The 16146-nt window shown below is 61.5% G+C and carries 19 protein-coding genes, 1 tRNA gene and 2 pseudogenes; 16 read left to right on the top strand and 6 right to left on the bottom strand.

Going from position 1 to position 16146, the window contains the following annotated elements; translation table 11 throughout:
- Positions 1–18 precede the first annotated feature (18 nt).
- Positions 19–95 (top strand) — tRNA-Met (locus tag BM234_RS13970).
- On the opposite strand, the gene BM234_RS13975 is transcribed toward BM234_RS13970, so the two are convergent.
- The 4 genes from BM234_RS13975 to BM234_RS13995 form a co-directional block, all read right to left on the bottom strand.
- Positions 74–1777, bottom strand: a complete 1704-nt coding sequence (locus tag BM234_RS13975; protein WP_092066075.1) for a recombinase family protein — start codon at positions 1775–1777, stop codon at positions 74–76. The two genes, BM234_RS13970 and BM234_RS13975, sit on opposite strands and share 22 nt — an antisense overlap.
- Positions 1774–2202 carry a recombinase family protein gene (locus tag BM234_RS13980; protein WP_092066077.1) on the bottom strand — a complete coding sequence of 143 codons (429 nt, stop codon included), beginning with the start codon at positions 2200–2202 and terminating at the stop codon, positions 1774–1776. The genes BM234_RS13975 and BM234_RS13980 overlap by 4 nt, the downstream gene beginning before the upstream one ends.
- A 585-nt stretch (positions 2203–2787) precedes the next feature.
- Positions 2788–3237 (bottom strand): hypothetical protein, encoded by a 450-nt coding sequence (locus BM234_RS13990; RefSeq protein WP_092066081.1) that lies wholly within the window; start codon positions 3235–3237, stop codon positions 2788–2790.
- A complete protein-coding gene (locus tag BM234_RS13995) occupies positions 3234–3431 on the bottom strand; it encodes a hypothetical protein (RefSeq protein WP_139226808.1) in 198 nt (65 codons plus the stop codon). Before BM234_RS13995 ends, BM234_RS13990 begins: the two co-directional genes overlap by 4 nt.
- A 529-nt stretch (positions 3432–3960) precedes the next feature.
- Between BM234_RS13995 and BM234_RS14000 the strand changes: the two are divergent.
- Positions 3961–4441: pseudogene (locus BM234_RS14000) on the top strand (IS5 family transposase); the annotation flags it as partial.
- Here the strand turns inward: BM234_RS14000 and BM234_RS17870 are convergent.
- Complete coding sequence (locus BM234_RS17870) at positions 4436–4687, bottom strand: ImmA/IrrE family metallo-endopeptidase (RefSeq protein ID WP_483878460.1); 252 nt, start codon at positions 4685–4687, stop codon at positions 4436–4438. The pseudogene BM234_RS14000 and the gene BM234_RS17870 sit on opposite strands and share 6 nt — an antisense overlap.
- Before the next feature lie 177 nt (positions 4688–4864).
- Entirely contained in the window at positions 4865–5575 is a 711-nt protein-coding gene (locus BM234_RS14005; RefSeq protein ID WP_092066085.1) for a winged helix-turn-helix transcriptional regulator, read from the bottom strand.
- A 176-nt stretch (positions 5576–5751) separates the two neighbouring features.
- Between BM234_RS14005 and BM234_RS14010 the strand changes: the two genes are divergently transcribed.
- The 14 genes and pseudogenes from BM234_RS14010 to BM234_RS14060 all read left to right on the top strand — a co-directional run bounded on the left by BM234_RS14010 (position 5752) and on the right by BM234_RS14060 (position 15566).
- Positions 5752–5958: a DUF1127 domain-containing protein gene (locus tag BM234_RS14010; protein ID WP_092066087.1), complete on the top strand. Its 207-nt coding sequence runs from the start codon at positions 5752–5754 to the stop codon at positions 5956–5958.
- Positions 5959–6010: 52 nt separating this feature from the next.
- Positions 6011–6907, top strand: coding sequence for a class I SAM-dependent methyltransferase (locus tag BM234_RS14015; RefSeq protein WP_092066663.1), 897 nt, complete (start codon positions 6011–6013; stop codon positions 6905–6907).
- Positions 6908–7007: 100 nt separating this feature from the next.
- The gene (locus BM234_RS14020) at positions 7008–7715 is read left to right on the top strand and encodes an OsmC family protein (RefSeq protein ID WP_217645976.1); all 708 of its coding nucleotides are present in this window, start codon (positions 7008–7010) and stop codon (positions 7713–7715) included.
- Between the two features lie 112 nt (positions 7716–7827).
- Positions 7828–9063, top strand: a complete 1236-nt coding sequence (locus BM234_RS14025) for an NAD(P)-binding domain-containing protein (RefSeq protein WP_092066091.1) — start codon at positions 7828–7830, stop codon at positions 9061–9063.
- A gap of 17 nt (positions 9064–9080) precedes the next feature.
- On the top strand, positions 9081–9671 hold the full coding sequence (locus BM234_RS14030) for an OsmC family protein (protein ID WP_092066093.1): 591 nt from the start codon (positions 9081–9083) through the stop codon (positions 9669–9671).
- Positions 9672–9726: 55 nt separating this feature from the next.
- Positions 9727–9825, top strand: a pseudogene (locus BM234_RS17855) (GFA family protein); the annotation flags it as partial.
- A gap of 19 nt (positions 9826–9844) precedes the next feature.
- The gene (locus BM234_RS14035; RefSeq protein WP_483878461.1) at positions 9845–10156 is read left to right on the top strand and encodes a GFA family protein; all 312 of its coding nucleotides are present in this window, start codon (positions 9845–9847) and stop codon (positions 10154–10156) included.
- A gap of 56 nt (positions 10157–10212) precedes the next feature.
- Positions 10213–10359: a nitronate monooxygenase gene (locus BM234_RS17570; RefSeq protein ID WP_217645977.1), complete on the top strand. Its 147-nt coding sequence runs from the start codon at positions 10213–10215 to the stop codon at positions 10357–10359.
- A 195-nt stretch (positions 10360–10554) separates the two neighbouring features.
- Positions 10555–10677, top strand: a complete 123-nt coding sequence (locus BM234_RS17750) for a hypothetical protein (RefSeq protein ID WP_281247975.1) — start codon at positions 10555–10557, stop codon at positions 10675–10677.
- Positions 10678–10680: 3 nt separating this feature from the next.
- Complete coding sequence (locus BM234_RS17575; protein ID WP_217645978.1) at positions 10681–11112, top strand: NAD(P)H-dependent flavin oxidoreductase; 432 nt, start codon at positions 10681–10683, stop codon at positions 11110–11112.
- Positions 11113–11809: 697 nt separating this feature from the next.
- Positions 11810–12718, top strand: a complete 909-nt coding sequence (gene osmF, locus BM234_RS14045) for a glycine betaine ABC transporter substrate-binding protein OsmF (RefSeq protein WP_092066095.1) — start codon at positions 11810–11812, stop codon at positions 12716–12718.
- A gap of 210 nt (positions 12719–12928) precedes the next feature.
- Positions 12929–13903: an ABC transporter permease gene (locus tag BM234_RS14050; RefSeq protein ID WP_245752660.1), complete on the top strand. Its 975-nt coding sequence runs from the start codon at positions 12929–12931 to the stop codon at positions 13901–13903.
- Positions 13900–14835: an ABC transporter ATP-binding protein gene (locus BM234_RS14055; RefSeq protein ID WP_092066097.1), complete on the top strand. Its 936-nt coding sequence runs from the start codon at positions 13900–13902 to the stop codon at positions 14833–14835. Before BM234_RS14050 ends, BM234_RS14055 begins: the two co-directional genes overlap by 4 nt.
- The gene (locus BM234_RS14060) at positions 14832–15566 is read left to right on the top strand and encodes an ABC transporter permease (RefSeq protein WP_092066099.1); all 735 of its coding nucleotides are present in this window, start codon (positions 14832–14834) and stop codon (positions 15564–15566) included. Before BM234_RS14055 ends, BM234_RS14060 begins: the two co-directional genes overlap by 4 nt.
- Positions 15567–16146 lie beyond the last annotated feature (580 nt).

The following is a 16146-nucleotide window of genomic DNA, read 5'->3' on the forward strand; positions in this document are numbered from 1 at the left end:
ATCCGCAGGGCCAATTGGCGCGGGATGGAGCAGTCCGGTAGCTCGTCAGGCTCATAACCTGAAGGTCGTAGGTTCAAATCCTACTCCCGCAACCAACTTCAGCGAAAATTGCATCACCACGAACGGCGTCGAGTTCCCTCGGCGCCGATTTGCGTAGCATCTCCAACAAGTTGCCCTCGATTGTCAGCGAGTGGCCTTGCGCCTTGTCATCCCAGTTGACGACGATCCGATCCATTAGTTCATGCAGCTCGTCCGCGGCTCTGCTGACGATGCTCGCCTCGGTCAGTCTGGTGGCAAGATTGTCCACGAAGTCCCGGTAGAGCTCCGGCAGGTCCTCGGGCAACTCGATATCGGGCGGGACGATCTCGTCGCGGGTGGCCGCGAGGCGCGCGAGGGTTGCATCGATCTTTCTCGACTCGGCGACGATCGAGTCCGACGCCAGACCCTGCTTCGCGAGGGCGATCAGATTGCGTTGCTCCATCTCCAGCTGCCGCACCCGCGCATCGTGAAGGCGCAGCGTGTCCTCCGCGGCGCCTTGGGCCGCCTGCAACTGGTGGTGAACGCGATCCCGGAACCGTGCGTAGGCCTCCGGCTTCAGCAGGTCGTCCCGCAAGCCCGACAGCACCAGAGGTAGGGCCACGCTCTCCCGCAGGCCCCGGAACCCGATGCAAACGCTGGGGCCCTTCTCCTTGGCGTCGGCGCAGTAGTAGGTTTTGTATTTGCCAGCCCCGGCGACGGTCATCCGTCCGCCACAGAGCCCGCAGTGCAGGAGCCCAGACAGCAGATACTTGCGACGGCGCAGGGCCTGGCCCGACGAAAGCTTGTTCCGGTCAGTTGCGGCCATCTTCAATCCCCGCTTCGTCTGCGCCGCCTGGCGCGCCTTCACGGCGTCCCAGAGCTCCTGACTGACGATCCTCAGCTCCGGCACCTCGACGATATGCCAGTCGCTCTCCGGGTTCAGCCTCGAGCGCTTTTTCTCAGTCTGGTGGTGCTTCGTGTAGGACAGGCGGTTCCAGATACGGCGCCCGACATAGAGCTCGTTGTTGAGAATACCGGTGCCGCGCTCGCGGTTGCCGTTGATCGTGTTTTGCTTCCAATGGCCCGACGACTTGCGCTTCGACCCCACGGACGGGGAGGGGAGGCCCTCCTCGTTGAGGCGGCTGGCGATCTTGATGGGCGAGACACCGGCAGCGTAGTCGTGGAAGATGCTCCGCACGACCGCGGCTTCGATCTCGTCGATGGCCAGGGTGCCCTTCACCGGAGCACCGCGCTCGTCAGTGCCGGGGCGATATCCATAGATGCGGCCGCCGCCGCTCAGGCCCCTCAGCACCTTGCCCTCGATGCCGCGGCGCACCTTGTCCGAGAGCTCCTCGAGGAATATGGCGCTCATCATTGACGAGAGTCCCAGTGTGAGCGCATCCACCTTGCCGCGCCCGATTGTGTGGATCTCGACACGCGCGGTTTTCGCGGCCTTGTAGAAGCCCGCCAAGTGCTCCTGGTCGCGAGAAATCCGGTCGAGGGACTCTGCGAGGACGATGTCGAACCCCCCTCGGTGGAGCGCGTCCGACAGGCGCATGAAGTCGGGCCGGGTCCGGCCCGCCGTGCCGCTGACCGCGCTGTCCGAGAAGCGCTCGACGATCGTCCAGCCCTGCTGCCGGGCGTAGCGCTCTGCCTGGCGGAACTGATCCTCGACCGACATCGGGTTCTGCATGTCCGTCGAGTAGCGTGCGTAAAGTGCGACGCGGCGGGGCGCTTCGGTCGTCGTATACTGGCTCATACCGTCGTCCCCCTGTCGGATCGGCGTTGACGCTTGGCGATGTTCTTCTCGCTGGGTCGCGGCATCAGGTCCTCCACCGAGCCAGTCCGGCAGGCATAGGAAATGTCGGCCCCCAACGCCGCGCACGATGCCTTGAAGCCCGCGAGCATCTGCGCATCCCGAAACAGGCGGGACGGCTCTGTCGCAATGACGATGGTGGCCTGTCGCTCGCGCAGGCGCCAGAGCAGCCCGCGAAGGCCCGGACGATCCTCTCCCACGCCAGTGACCCCGTTATCGTTGAAGATGCCTTCGATGCTATAGCCTTTGGCGACGGCGTAGGCAGTGCATTTGGCGCGCTGGTCGGCAATCGCGGCGTCATTGCGGATAGCCGAGCGCGCGTAGATCACAGCCTTGGGCGGGGAAGTCGGGGTGGTTTGTGTAGTCATGGAAACCTCTTTACGGGGCAGGGGCCGTTGCGGGCAGGGGATGCTTCAAAAGCTTGAGAAATCGTTCTGTCCAGCGCGGCGATCTTCTGTAGGTTCGGGGTATCGCGTCAGGTGTCGCGTCCTGCTGTTCCCGCTGCTGCGAGAGTTTGCGGACCGCGGCTTCTGCGAGAAGGTCGATCAGTCTGTCGAGGGGCATCGGCGGCGTCCTTTCCTGTTCGGGCACGCACACAACCGACACGGTGGACGCCCAATCCGGGCCGTCGCACGGAACATGGCCAACAGCGTCCGCGGGGTGTTTCCCGCGGGCGCGTCCATCTCACTTGAACAGCAGGGCAGCGTGCACAAGCAGCAGCACGATCATTGCCGCGCGCACGAACAGGGTAGGGTGCCTGCGCACGCATAGGCGCAGGCGACAAAGCGATCGTCTCATTGAGGCTCCTCGATATGGTGGGATGGCGCGCCGGCAGCTTCGTAGCAGCGAAGGAGTGGTGATCATCGCCGGCGCGCCGAACGCCGGGCGATCCAGTCCCGGCGCCGGGGCCTCTCGGCCCCTCAAGGGATGGCGCCCGGGCGGGCGCCATCGTATCAGTCCGGGTTGATCATGTGGATGCTCATCTTGATCGCCTCGGCGAAGTCGATTGCCCTCCGGACAGCGTGATACAGCTCCACCAGCGGCGGCAGGGCTTCCTGAAGCGCCTCCGCAGCCTGCGAGAGCCGCCGGTGCCGGTCGAAGGCCTCGGTGCAGCCGATCAGCCGCTCTGGCGGGATCTGGATCTTCTCCTCGGTCGTCCCGGCGGCGATCTCGCCACGGATCTCGACGATGGCGATATCGAGGTAGTCGGCGAGGGCCTCGTCGATGTCGGTCTCGTCGTCGAGGTGCTCAATGGTCTCACGGACCATTGCCCGCGCGCCGGCGCCGAGATGCGGCATCACCCGTTCTGTGAGATGCCGGGGCATGCCAGCCCGTCGCTCGATGACGACGCGAACGAGATCGACCTGATGCTCGACGAGAGTCTTCGGCGGGAGCGCAGTCATTGCTGCACCGCCTTTCCTGCGACGGCGAGGCAACGCGGCGCACGCCGTTCGACTGTAAAGCTGCGCCCCCGGCCCACAGCTGCGCGGGAACGGCGCTCGGCCCGGCGTTCTGTCGCGATGTCGCGCTCCGCGTGGATGCGGCCGCGCACCGCGTTCATCGCCGCGAGGGCGGACCCGCCGAGGCGACCGAGCACCGCCGAGCCGGTGGCCCGGCACATGGAGAAGCCGCTGTGCTTCAGCGGCACGAGTAGCCGCCGGGCGCCGACGAAGCGCGTCGGCTCGTTCAGTCCCGCCGAGAGGTAGTCTGCCCGGCGGCGGACATGAACCTCGTAGCCAACATTGGAACGCCGGCGGGAGGTGGTGCCATAGGCGCTCCGGCCGGACTGACGCTCTGGGGGAGCAGTGATCCATCACTGCCCCGGCATGATCAGTCGGGGCCCTGTGGTTCCTGCTTGGGCGCCAGCGAGCCTCGCGTCGCGTGAGGCGAGCTCAGCTTCAAGGTCATCGACCAGGCGGTCGAGATTCCGACGCTCGACGCTCTCTCGCGCCAGCGCTTTTTCCAACACCTCGATGCGATGCAGGAGCGGCGCTTCCGCCTCGGCTCGTGCGCAAGCGATGACGGTCGCGAGGGTGCGGTTGTGGTCGTCGATCGCTGAAGTCAGTTCGGGCGACTGCGCCTCTCCATCGAGGGTGATACCGGCACGTGCCGGAAGCTGGCTGTCCCTGAAGGCGCACCGTACGGCCTCCAGCCTGCGGTCGAAAAAAGGGGGCCAGCGACAAGAAAGGTCGGTTGATTGGGCGAACTAAGGGCGGCATGAACACGAAACTGCATGCCGTTGCCGACAGTATCGGACACCCGATCCGGATCTTCATAACGGCCGGTCAGGTCAGTGATCACACCGATGCCAGAGCTATGGTGAACAGCCAGCCACCGGCCGATTGGCTGCTGGGAGGTCGCGGATACGACGCGGGCTGGTTCCGTGAAGCCCTTGTAGACAAGGGGATAAAGCCCTGCATCCCTGGACGAAAGCCACGCGACAAACCCATCCGATACGACAAGCGCCGCTACAAACGACGTAACCGGATCGAGATCACGATCGGACGCCTGAAGAACTGGCGTCGCGTCGCCACCCGCTATGACAAAAGCCCATCGGTTTTCCTCTCCGCCATCGCGCTCGCTGCAACCGTCTTGATCTGGCTATAGAACAATGAGTCTGGAGCCTACCATCGCCGCGCCTCGATCAGTAAACTCGTTCCACTTCCTCACAGCAGCGAGGAGCGATACGCCATGCCGGTCGGTAATGTGGTCCAGTAAGCTGCGGGTCATTTCCAGCCCGCCGACCTGAATGCGATAATCATCGAGAGGCATCAGAAGATAGGACGCGAATGTATCCGCCTCCTCTTCGCGCTGCTTTTCAGCTGCTTTCCAAGCATTCGACTGGAGCAGCAGGCATTGGAAGTCGCTGCTTCAGCTCAGCTGTCCGTTGGGGTAGTCGACCTGACCCAGCTTAGGGCGGTGCAACATGTAGTGGCCAAGTTCGTGGGCAACTGTGAAACGTTCGCGCCTCCAAAAGCAGGCGCAAATCAACGTACCGCTCTCGGTAAGGAGAGATTCAATTGACGGCAGTCACAAAGCTCCAAGGCTTGGGCTTTCGCCGTGCACGACATCGCGGGGCGAATTGGCGAATACGCCCGGTCTTAGCCAAGACGTTACGGTGCGGGTCAGGCTTGGATCTCCATCCATTATCAGATCGCCGTTCTTGATGGCATCGCGGTAGGTCCGGTCGCCCATCCAGATGTCCGACAGGGTCTGGACCGTGCAATTGAAATAGACGTTGATGTCCTTGCCCGGATCCTTGATGCAAACCTCTGACTTTTCCGGGCTGACGACCAACCACCAGTCACGTTGTTCCTCCAGATCCGAGAAGCGGAACTTGATGATCGTTTCCTGCCCCTTGATCTTTTTGCGGTCGATGCTGCGCTCAAGGTAGAGCATTAGGAATTCGACGTCAAAATCCTGGTCCAGGATCGTGTTCTTGGCCCAGATGATCCCCCATTCGCCAAGTGCGAACAGAACCGGCAACAGGGATTCACACGCCTCGGTCGGAAAATATTCGTAGCCTTTCTGACCGGGGATGCGCCGACGGATCACCATGTTCTGCTCTTCGAGTTGCTTCAGTCGCTTGGTCAGAAGGGCCGGTGAGATATCTCCCAGCCCGCGTTGTAGCGTGCTGAACCGTCTCCCGCCCATCAGGACTTCGCGCAAGATCAGAATGGTCCAGCGTTCGCCAAGGATCTCGGCGGCTTTCGCGATTGGGCAGAACTGATTGTAGTTCATAAGCACTCCTCCTCGTCACCTTGGCAGTGGCGAACTTCACATATTGTAGCAGATTCCTTCGTTTTTTGTAGCGGGTTGCTTCTGGCGGTGAAGTATTTCGCCCGCCCTGGCTCATCTATTCCTTTGGTCATCGGCGAACGGACACCCCGTCGCCAGGAAAAACCGAAGAGAAAACAATGTTTAGCAAAGCAATATCAGGGTTCCGACAGGACGGTTCGGTCAAGCGGACCAATCCCCGGGGCCTTCTCGAACTCCGCCGTCAGAGGCTGGCCCTCTCCCATCTCACTCCGCGCCAGCTGTCCGATATCGGCATCAGCCCGGCGGAGGCAGGATACAAAACCGCCGGATCTTTCTGGGATGCACCCGCCAACTGGCGCGGCTGAAACCACACCGAATTCGCCGATTCCCAAGGCGACCTTTACCGGAGAAACGAAAATGACTTTTCAAAACGAATTCACCACACAGGATCCCGAAATCCTGCCGGCCTCGCCGCTCGTCGAATTCTGGAACGACACGCTGGCCCCCAAATTCGTCAAGTATCGCCACGTGCTCGAAGGCGGGTTGTCGCGCCACAGCGAGACAGTGATGCCGATGCTGGAGATCGCGCGCGGCGACCACGTTCTGGATGTCGGATGCGGCTTTGGCGACACCGCCATCGCGATGGCCAATCGCGTCGGGCCAGAAGGGAGAGTGGTAGGCGTCGACTGTTGCGATGCCTTCCTCGATATCGCCCGCAACCGGCCGGAACGCGGGTTCGCGCCTAATGTCCGGTTCCAGACCGGCGATGCCGAACGAAACTTGGGCGACGCCCAGTACGACTTCGTCTTTTCGCGCTTTGGCACGATGTTCTTTTCAAACCCGGTGGCCGGATTGCGCAGCATGCGTTGCTCTCTCAAGCCCGGCGGTCGGATGGCGCATATCGTCTGGCGCCGGCGCGAGGACAATCCCTGGCTGATCGCGGCCCGAGACGTCGTGCGCCGGTATCTGCCCGCGCCAGGTGCCGATGCGCGGACCTGCGGTCCCGGCCCGTTCTCCATGGCGGACGAAGAGACGACATGCGCTCAAATGAAGGCCGCCGGGTTCACCGACATCGCGTTCCAGCGGATCGACGCCAAGGTGCAGGTCGGCCGCGATATCGAGGACGCCGTGAATTTCCAGCTTGCGGTCGGTCCGGCAGGGGAAACCTACCGCGAGGCCGGTGCACAGGGTGTCGCCCGCCGCGCCGAGATCGTGATCGCTCTGTCGGAGCTGTTCGAAGACGTCGAGGCGCGTGAAGGCGGCCTTTGGATGGACAGCTCGTCCTGGCTGATCACCGCTCGGGCGCCGAGTTGACCGCACGGCGAACGAGGCCCCAAGGCTCGCCACGCCATTCACCCCATTCCGCCGTCCGCGGCGCGAACCCGCCTGCACGCCAGACCTGCCAGGCGGTGGGATGCACCATCCGGCCAACACGCGCCGGCACCTGCACCCGACCCACCTGCTGTTGCCCGCCCGGGCCAGCACCAAAACCCGGGATCGCTTACCCGCGATTCCACAACCTCGAACTCAACCAACCAATCAACCCAAAGGAAATGAAATGACCTACGTATCCACAACCCCCGCCAACAATGGCGTCAACACCGAAGCCCTCATCGGCGCGCGCGGCGCGTTTGCCGAAACCCCTGTCGCAGCGCAATTCACCTTCAAGAGCACCTGCGACTGGATCGAGGGCACCTATAACCGCAACTCGATCAGCGGCTATTTCGGTCTCGGCCAAGAGCATGAGCGCAAGCGAACGTTCTCGATCGAATCCGATCACCCGGAAGTCTTTGCCGCGGCAGACCGCGCTCCGACCCCGACCGAGATCGTGCTGGCGGCGCTCGCCAGTTGCCTGACCGGCGGCGTGGCGGCTGTTGCCCAGCATCGCGGCATCCAGCTGCATTCGGTTCGCGCCACCGTCGAAGGCGACATTGATGTTCAGGGCATCCTCGGCATGGATCCCGAAATCCGCAATGGCTTCTCGGCGATCCGCGTATCTTTCGAGATCGACGCCGATGCAAGCGACGAAGACATCCGCGCGCTGGTTGCCCAGTCGCAGAAGCGCTCCGCCGTGTTTGACATCGTGACCAACCCGACCAACGTCGCCGTCACCGTCGCGTAACACCTCCCAGTCACTCGGCCGAGCCAACGGTTCGGCCGAGTGAACACCGACAAGTACCCGTAATCGCAACGATTTGCAAAAAACGCTGGGTGTTCAGACGAGGAACCATCCCATGAGACGCATTCACACGGTCATCATCGGCGCCGGGCAGGCCGGTCTGGCGATGAGCTACTGCCTGCAACAACGCGCGGTGCCGCATGTGCTTCTCGAGCGCGGCAAGGTCGCCAATTCCTGGGCGACGGAACGCTGGGACAGCCTGCGGCTCCTGACCCCGAACTGGCAAAGCCGGCTGCCGGGCTGCACCTATGCTGGGTCCGACCCGGATGGCTTCATGGACATGGCCGGAATCGTCGGCTTCCTTGATGGATACGCCGCCGCAATCTCTGCCCCGGTCGAGCCGCAGACCAGTGTCACATCAGTTTCCAGCCTGGGGGACGGATACCGGGTGACAACCGACAAGGGCATCTGGGCCTGCCGCAATCTGGTTCTGGCAAGCGGCGCCTGCAATCGCGCCCATGTGCCCTCCTGTGCCGCAGCGCTTCCCGGGCACATCGACCAACTGAGCCCGCTGGACTATCGCAACCCGTCACAACTGCGCGCCGGCAGCGTTCTTGTGGTCGGTGCCTCGGCTACCGGGGTCCAGTTGGCCGCCGAGGTCCGCGCGGCCGGGCACGAGGTCACTCTTGCCGCAGGTCAGCATATCCGCATGCCAAGGCATTATTGCGGGCGCGACATCCAATGGTGGATGGAGCAGTCCGGGCTGCTCGCGACCACGACCGGCGAGATCGACGATCTTGCCCGCGCCCGCGCCGTGCCGTCGCTGCAACTCGTCGGCGATCCCGATGCGCAGTTCCTCGACCTCAACGCGCTCCAGCGGTCGGGCGTCGAGGTTGTCGGCCGCCTTGCTGGCATACGTGACGGTGAGGCGCTGTTCTCCGGAGGTTTGGCCAATGCGGCCATGTTGTCCGATCTGAAAATGAACAGGACACTGGCGACCTTCGACATCTGGGCGGACGAGGCCGAAATCGATAGCCTGGCACCGCCCGAACGGTTCCCCGCGACCGAGGTTCCCGCCAGCCCGACGCTTCGGCTCGACCTGATGCGCAAGCAGATATCTACCGTCATCTGGGCCACCGGGTTCCGGCCGGATTTCAGTTGGCTTCACCTGCCCGTGTTTGACCGCAAGGGGCGGCTTGTCCACAGCGACGGCCTCGTTGCGCCGGGCCTCTACGTTCTGGGCCTTCCGTTCCTGCGCACCCGCAAGTCATCGCTGATCGATGGCGTCGGCGCCGATGCTGCCGCGCTTGCCGATCACCTTGTCCAATTCACCGGCCGCCAAGTGGCCTGAACCGAAAGAAGAGCAACATGACCCGACATTTGACCGCATCCCCCCAGGGCATGGATCGCGACGCGCAGATCCGTGACGCGCAGACTGCCGTGATCGCGCGCATGAAATCCGATCCGGGCAAGGCCCGAAGCACGATAAGGACCAACGGTCACATCGGCGAAGGTCTGGCCTGCCATGTCACACAGGGCCGTTTCGAAATGGTGCTGGATATGGGCCGCGCGATGGGCGGCGAGTGCGCCGGTCTTTCACCGGGCTTCCATGGCCGCGCCGCCATTGCCGCCTGCGTCGCCATGGCCGTCAAGATGCTCGCCGCGCGGCAGTCCGTCCGTTTCGAGGCCGTCGATGTCTCGGTCGAAATGGATTTCGACGATGCCGCGCTGTTCGGCCTGGGCGCGGGGAATGCGGCGCCGCTGGATACCCGCATCGCCATCGACGTGACGACCGATGCCGCTGACAGCACCGTCCAGGGCATCGTCGATCAGGCGCTGGCATGGGACATCTGGTATCTGGCCCTTCGGGATCCCCAGCAGGTTTCAACCCGTCTGTCCACGAAGCCGGCCACGCGCCAGGCTGGCAATGCGCTCAGCAATGCGGGAGAAGCCCGATGACGGATGATACCACCTTTTGCGAAGGCGGATGCGCTACCGCGTGACCTCCGAGCCGATGATTGTGCAAGCCTGCCACTGCCTCATTTGTCAGAGGCAGACGGGCGGTTCCAACGCAATCAATGCGCTCATTGAAGCGGACCGGGTCATTCTGCTGCCGGGCGAGATCGAGGAAAGTGACCGACACGCCCAGCGATCGAGGACAGCGCATCGCGCGCTGCGCGTCGTGCAAAGTCGCGCTGTGGAGCAACTACCTGATCACCAACCAGGGCGAACATCAGCGCTTCTTGCGAGTGGGCACGCTGGACGACCCGTCCCTCATGCCGCCCGGCGTGCACATTCACTCCGCCTCCAATCTGCCTTGGTACATCATTTTGGACGAAACGCCTGCGGCCGATGTATTCTACGACCAGAAGACAACCTGGCCGCAGGACAGTCTGCAAAGGCTGAAAGCACTCTGTGAGAGGACGGGTGCGCCCTACAAGTGACACTCCTGTTCTCCCAACAGCCGCCGATCCGACACCTGCCAGAAAAGGAGCTTCCCATGGGGCCCGACACGCGTCTTCGCGACCTGTTCTCCATCGACCATCCCATCATCCAGGCACCAATGGCCGACGCCGGCGGACTTGACATGGCGCTTTCCGTCAGCGCGGCAGGCGGGCTTGGTTCCTTGGCCTGCGCGGTGTTCTGACGACTGCGCGGGAACAAACCGTCAAATCGCTGAACGTGAACTTCTTCGCCCACGCCGCGCCCAAGGACGATCCCGCGCGACGCCGCCTGGCTGGGCAAGCTGTCGGACTTTTGCGCAAAGTTCGGGCTCGACGCCCCTGATGCTCTGTCCGCCGGCCCCCTCCAGCCGTTTGACGCGGCGCGCGGCGCGGTCATCGTGGCCTTCGCGCCAACCGTGGTCAGCTTTCACTTCGGCCTGCCCGAACCCGCGCTGGTTTCTTGGGTCAAGGGCGCAGGCTGCAAGGTTATCTCTGCGGCCACAACGGTGGACGAGGCGTGATGGTTGGCTGCGAATGGTTGCGACGCGATTATTGCCCAAGGCTTTGAGGCCGGAGGCCGCCGCGGCATGTTCCTGACCGAAAATCGCGGCAGTCAGACCGGAACCCTGGCGCTGGTGCCGCAGAGTACCGATGCGGTCGATCTGCCGATCATCGCTGCGGGGGGTATCTCAGATGCGCGCGGCATCGTCGCTGCCTTCGCGCTGGGGGCGAGTGCGGTACAGATCGGATCGGCGTACCTGTTCACCGAAGAGGCGACCATCAGCCCGCTCTACCGGCAGGCGCTGGCCGATGCCGCCAATGGCGAAACCGCAGTCTGCAATGTGATTTCCGGGCGACCGACTCGCGTGCTCGCCAAACGGATGGCGCGCGAACTCGGCCCGATATCTCAAGACGCCCCGCTTTTCCCTATGGGTTCTCTGCAACAGATCCACTAGGCGCCGCGGCCGAGCGTATAGGGAACCGGGATTTCAGCGCTCACTACTGCGGTCAAGGCGCCCCGCTCGGGCGCGAGACGACGGCATACTCCTTGACCCACGACCTAGCTCACGCTGCTCTACAGCGGTTTGCCCCTCACGAAGCCGAGTAGGCGTGGGCGTTTCCGGTGTTGGCGTCGATTGTCAGCAACAGGACGTCGTGAGTGTCGAGAGGGTCAAGATCATTGATGGTCAGGGTCGTTTCGTCTGCGGGAGCGCCGAGCGATGGCACGTACGGACCGTGGCAGAGTTCTTCGGGAAGGACACTCGGACTCGCTTCAGGCTTTCGCTACGACGGCGCACGAGATGGTAGACTGGGACGATGCCGCAACGGGAGCAGACAAAGCTCGAAGGCTGGTCCAAGGCCCGTCGTGGGGCACGAGGCCCATTTGCCGACCCGGACCTCATAACCACGGATCACTTTTGTTCAGGCCGAGGCGCCGAAGGCGAGTTCGTAAAAGCAGGCGGCGTTCAGCTCGAAAATGTCGACCTGCTAGGCAGGCGCGCCGCTTGGGCTGTTCCGTCGCGCTTGCTGCTCGTCGTAACCTCTGGAGAGTGTGAGATGAGACAGGACTTGGCTTCAATGCCTTTTGAGCTACGCTAAAGCGACACGTAGTTTTGCCGTAACCACAACCCTGCTATATCGGAGCAGTAAATCATGAAATTCAGCCAATTTGTTTCGGCAGTAAGCCTTTCCGCTCTGTTGGCGACCGCTGCTACTGCCGATGTTACTGTTTCTTCCAAAATCGACACCGAGGGCGGTTTGCTGGGCAATATCATTGCTTTGGCACTGGAAGACGCAGACCTGCCAGTCGTGCGTCGCTTGCAGCTTGGCGGCACGCAGATTGTGCGCGAAGCGCTCCTGTCCAACCAAATTGATATTTACCCCGAATATACCGGCAACGCGGCGTTTTTCTTTAATGAAGCAGACAGCGACGTCTGGAAGGATCCTGCCGCCGCTCATGCGCGCGCCGCGGAGCTGGATAGTGAGCAGAACAACGTCACATGGCTTGATTCCGCGCCCGCGAACAACACTTGGGCCATCGCGGTGACTGGTGACGTTGCTGCGGAGAATGACTTGGTGACGATGTCTGACTTTGGCGCTTGGGTTGCGGCTGGCGGCGACGTCAAACTTGCGGCCTCGACAGAGTTTGTTTCTTCTCCCGCGGTCCTGCCAGCAATGCAGGACACTTACGGGTTTAGCCTGACTTCCGATCAAACGGTAATCCTGTCCGGTGGCGACACGGCCGCAACAATCCAGGCCGCCGCACGCGGCACTTCGGGCGTCAACGCAGCCATGGTTTACGGCACTGACGGGGGTGTTGGCGCGACCGGACTTGTGGTGATGGAAGACGATAAAGGCGTGCAGCCAGTTTATGAGCCTGCTCCAATCGTGCGGGCTGACGTTTTGGCGGAGTATCCCTCCATACCGGAAATTCTGAACCCGATCTTTGCCGGTCTTGATATGCAGACTCTGCAACGGTTGAACGGTCGTATCCAAGTCGGCGGAGAGCCTGCTGAAGACGTGGCGCGCCAATACCTGACTGAAACGGGTTTTCTGGATTGATTGCGTAGAGCCCGGAGCATGACGGGCATTCGCACACACATTTCACCGCCCGGATTGCTTTTTGCCGTTCTGGGATTGGCCGCATTGCTGGTCCCTTTCATGACACTTGCAGCCAATCGCATTGTTGCGGGTGATGGCATTGTTGCATGGCGCATTGCAGGGCCTGAAATCACCGCTCCCGGTGTGGCGGCGGTGGCCATGGGTTTGGCGATGGGCCTCGTCGCAGGACGGACACGCCTGCGTTTTCTGGGAGCTGTTCTTGGCCTGACGGGGCTGCTCTGGTTGCTCTCACGGAGTGCGCCCGTTCTTCTGTCTCAAGGCGGAGAGTATGCACGCGTTTCACCAGCGGCAGGCTTTTGGTTCCTGCTGGTCATTTTTATGCTGCTGATGGCTGATGCATTGGCCGCCCTGAAACCGGGGCCGTTTATGCGCGGTATAATATTGGTCGCATTTCTCTTTGTACTGGTCTTTATTTTTCGCTCAGGCCTGCTGTCCGACTTGTCGGTCCTCCAAGAATTTTCCGGTCGTCGCGACGCGTTCTTTACGGAATTTGTGCGGCATCTGGGGCTTTCTTTCGGGTCACTTGCAGCGGCAGCGGTGATCGGCTTTCCACTTGGCATCCTGTGTCATCACCGCGCGGCACTAAGGAGTGCAACCCTGCCGGTGCTCAGTTTTTTGCAGACCATTCCATCCCTTGCCATGTTCGGGCTGATGATCCCAATCCTTGGGTGGGTCGGAAATACCGTTCCGGGCGCGCAAGCAATCGGCATCGCGGGGATTGGGTTTGCCCCGGCATTTCTTGCCCTATTACTCTATTCGCTGCTTCCTGTCGTAGGGAACACGGTTGCTGGCCTCGCCTCTACGCCGCCCGCCGCGCTGGAGGCCGCATGCGGCATGGGAATGACGCGCGGCCAGCGTCTGTTGCGCATTGAGTTGCCGCTTGGTCTGCCGATCATCCTGACCGGTCTGCGCATCGTGCTTGTGCAGAACATCGGCCTTGCCGTCATTGCCGGGCTAATCGGTGGCGGCGGGTTCGGGACATTCGTCTTTCAGGGGTTGAACCAGACCGCTACCGATCTGATCCTGTTGGGCGCATTACCCACGGTTGTGCTGGCCCTAGCGGCGGCGATATTGATGGATATTGTGGTCGAGCTCACTCGTCAAACACCCGAGGAAGCAGCATGATCGAGATAGACCGCATCACCAAAACCTATGGCACGGTAAACGCCGTCGATGCCGTATCCATGACGGTGGAGACCGGATCAATCACCGTGATTGTTGGTACCTCGGGGTCTGGAAAAACCACTTTATTGCGTATGATAAACCGCCTTGAGGAACCGACCTCAGGCGAAGTGCGGATCAACGGTAAATCCACCTCATCGTTAAAACCGCATCTTCTGCGACGGCGCATCGGCTACGCCATTCAGGGCCACGGACTGTTCCCGCACCATACGGTAGCTCGCAATATCGGCGCGGTTCCCGAATTGCTGAAATGGTCCCGCGACAAAATCAATGCGCGCGTCGACGAATTGCTCGCGCTATTTTCAATGGACCCCGCAGAATTCCGCGACCGTTTTCCGGCCGAACTGTCCGGTGGGCAACAACAGCGTGTCGGTGTAGCGCGCGCGCTGGCACCTCGGCCTGATCTGTTGCTGATGGACGAACCTTTCGGTGCATTGGACCCGATCATCCGGACCCGCGCGCAGGCAGACCTGCGGCAGATCCAGCGCAAGCTGGGATCGACGATCATGTTGGTGACCCATGACATGGAAGAGGCTATCAGTTTGGGGGACCACGTAGCAGTGATGGACGCTGGAAAGCTGGTACAATATGCTCCCCCAGCCGAAATCATCGCCCGTCCCGCGACAGACTTCGTGGCAAACATGGTCGGAGATGTCGAGCGGCCCCTGCGGCTTTTGTCGTTGATCTCAGTGTCCGAAATCATTGAGCCGGGTGAAGCAGAGGGAGAAGCAATGCCAGAAACCGCAAGCTTGCGCGACGCCCTCTCGGCCTGTCTATGGACCGGGCGCGATGCCTTGCCCGCCAGCAGAGGGGGTAAAGTTGTAGGGCGTGTGACACTCAAAGCCATTCGCGCACGCGCCGGGGCACACGCATGAAAATAGGGCTGATCCTTCGCCCTGCGCTGATCGCGCTTCTGCTGGCTTTGGTGCTGAGGCCCGAATGGTTTGTTCCGATATTTGCACCTTTTGCACCCGAAGGCGGCCCGGTGATCTATCAGCGGGCATCAATGTTGTCCCTGTCGGTTAGCCACCTTGCAATTGTGGCACTTGCCTCCGCTGCGGCGACGATTGTCGCTGTGACGCTTGCCATCCTCGTGACGCGTCCGGCCGGTGCTGCATTTCGACCGTTGTCGCGCACGATCACGAATATGGGCCAGACTTTCCCGCCCGTCGCCGTGCTTGCGCTTGCTGTCCCTGCTTTGGGTTTTGGCGCGGGACCGACGTTGGTGGCGCTTTTTCTGTATGGCTTGCTGCCGATATTTGAGAACGCCGTCACTGCGCTGACCAATCTGCCTCGCGCCACAATGGAGGCCGCACGCGGTATCGGCCTTAGTCGCTGGCAATGCCTTATGCGGGTCGAACTACCGCTGGCGTTGCCGGTGACCCTGACGGGCATCCGGCTCTCCATTGTCATCGCCTTGGGCACGGCTACGATAGGCTCTACGGTTGCGGCCCGAACTCTGGGAGAGGTTATCATCGCCGGTCTTTTGACCAACAACACCGCGTATGTCTTACAGGGCGGATTGATCGTCGGGCTTTTTGCGGTGTTAATCTATGATGCACTCGTACAACTTGAGTTGTACCTGCTTGGGCGCATGGGTGGTTGAGGCGCCGTTGTTCTCAGTGGCGTCGTTAAATCACTGCACCAAATATGGCCGATCTGAGATACAGATGGTTCTTGACGCACGTTTAGGGGGTACCATTCAATTGAATGGCAGCGGCCTGTTGGCCAAACAATAAACTAGTCTTCTTTTAAAAAATTCATTCCGATTTTTGCACGAACTTCATAAGTTTACCGCCCAGATTTCGGCGCACTAACGTGATTTCCATACACTGTGCCTCGCGACTTGGAATTTTGATTCTTTCACATCCTTGTAGATGAACCTCTCATCCATAAAGCATGAAATTCCAGGCTCCAAACAGTCGTAAAAGCTCCTGTGCTTCTCGTTTGACAGAGGTCATTCGCCTCATTGCAGAACTCAAGTAATTTGGGCTCGGATCCAACTTGCGGCAACGCAGAGAGAATTCCCACCTCGTTACCATTTGAAGGTCGGCTGTGGTTATCGATCCAATCTTACCGCGCCCTTGCAGTGAAAACGCACTTCCCGGCTTTCTGCGGGGCCCTCGCGAACGGGCCGAAGCAGTAAATCGCCCTGCCGCCGATGCTGCCAGTTCTCGGAGCAGCAT

Origin of the sequence: Poseidonocella pacifica (genome assembly GCF_900111875.1) — a bacterium.
GTDB lineage: Bacteria > Pseudomonadota > Alphaproteobacteria > Rhodobacterales > Rhodobacteraceae > Poseidonocella > Poseidonocella pacifica.